We start from the raw sequence: 1,637 nt of genomic DNA on the forward strand, positions 1-1,637 counted from the left end.
CGGAGTTTTTCAAGTTAGTTGTCGCATCAAATTAAATTTTATGCCGCCCGCATTGCTTCTTTTTTCTCTGGATTTAAATTTACTTCATTGATCATCGTCCAATCTCGAGACTTTCCTGACCAACGACTTGGATTCTGTAATTTCGCCATCTCATTTACCTGATGACGTTTCGCTAGTATCGCTTCATCTAATCCTAAATGACGCTGGTTTGGCGTGACAAATTTAATACCGCTGTGCAAGTGCTCATCGTTGTACCAATCAACAAATCCGCTAACCCACTTTCTTGCGCTACCCATGCTTTCAAAGGCTTTCTCAGGGTATTCCGGGCGATACTTTAACGTCTTAAATAGCGATTCAGAATAAGGATTATCATTACTCACAGACGGTCGGCTAAATGAAGGAACAATACCTAACTCCTGCAATGTCGCTAATAACGTTGCCCCTTTCATTGGACTGCCATTATCCGAGTGCAGTGTGACTTGCTCAGGCTTTACCTGCTCTCGCCTGCAAATATCTACCATTAAATCAGCCGCCAGTGTGCTTAGTTGTGTGTCATGAACCTGCCAACCAACTATTTTTCGACTATAAATATCCATCACTAAATATAAGTATAAAAACTGACCTTTAACAGCTGTTGGCAAATACGTGATATCCCATGTATAAATTTCGTTTACACGTGTTGCCCTGAGTGCTTTTGGCTTTTTTATCTTTTTATTTGGTTTAACTTTTTCTCTGTGTGTTAATAATTTATGCGATTTCATAACGCGATAAAACGAGCTTTCTGATGCTATCCACACATCTTTATCCAATAGTTTAGGGACTATCTTGCTGGGTGGTAAATGCCCATATTCTATTGAATTAACCGTCTTAATTATACGCTGTTGCTCTAATTCAGTTAGCCTGTTAGGTGGTCGCTTTATCGTACTTGTTCGCTTATCTGTCATATCATCAGCTTCAATCCAGCGTTGAATTGTTCTTGCCGTTAGACCAAGTAACTCACATGCTTTTTCTTGCCTTGCCCCTGATTTCTGCGCGTCGGTAATGAGCTTTATCAATTCATGACGCTCAGTTGAGCTGGTTAATCGTCCTCGTTGAAACCCCAAAGCGCATCTGCTTTTTTTTTGAGTACGAGTAAGGCGGCTGTTTCTGCTAACGCTTTGTCTTTACGATTAAGCTCTTTTTGAAGCTGCTTAATTTCTTGTTTGAGCTGTTTACTGTCTGATTTTACGGGCTTCGTTGAAGGCCCTTTAGCAAAATCTTGCTTCCATTGTTTAATATGATGCGGGTAAAGCCCCTTAGCACGGCAATATTCATTAAGAGCTGCTTCATCTAAACTCGCACATTCAATAATGGCGTTAAGCCTTTCTTCTAAGCTCCAGTCATTAGGGCGTTTTTCTGTTGTCATGTGACTACCATTATTTTTAGTTTCAAGTTCATGGTTTTTAGCAAGCGCGATCCATCGTTGCAAGGTTGAATAACCGATGCCTAAATCAAGCGCAATATCTTCTAGGCGAACATCATCACATTGAGATAATGCTTTTTCAACAGCGTGAACTTTAAATTCTCGTGTAAATCGACGTCTCATTTTATCTGCCTCTATTAAAAGTTAGAGGCGACAACTATCCTGACACAGGGGG

1 protein-coding gene is annotated in these 1,637 nt (G+C 40.4%); it reads right to left on the minus strand.

Translation table 11 applies throughout. From position 1 onward, the window contains the following. Positions 1-38: 38 nt before the first annotated feature. Positions 39-1,585 (minus strand): IS3 family transposase gene (locus tag CXF64_RS09935; protein ID WP_101216919.1). Its coding sequence is split into 2 segments (ribosomal slippage): positions 39-1,126 and positions 1,126-1,585, totalling 1,548 coding nucleotides; the frame shifts between segments, so codons are not numbered across the junction. Positions 1,586-1,637: the final 52 nt, after the last annotated feature.

Origin of the sequence: Pseudoalteromonas sp. GutCa3 (genome assembly GCF_002836155.1) — a bacterium.
Taxonomy (GTDB): Bacteria; Pseudomonadota; Gammaproteobacteria; order Enterobacterales; family Alteromonadaceae; genus Pseudoalteromonas; species Pseudoalteromonas arctica.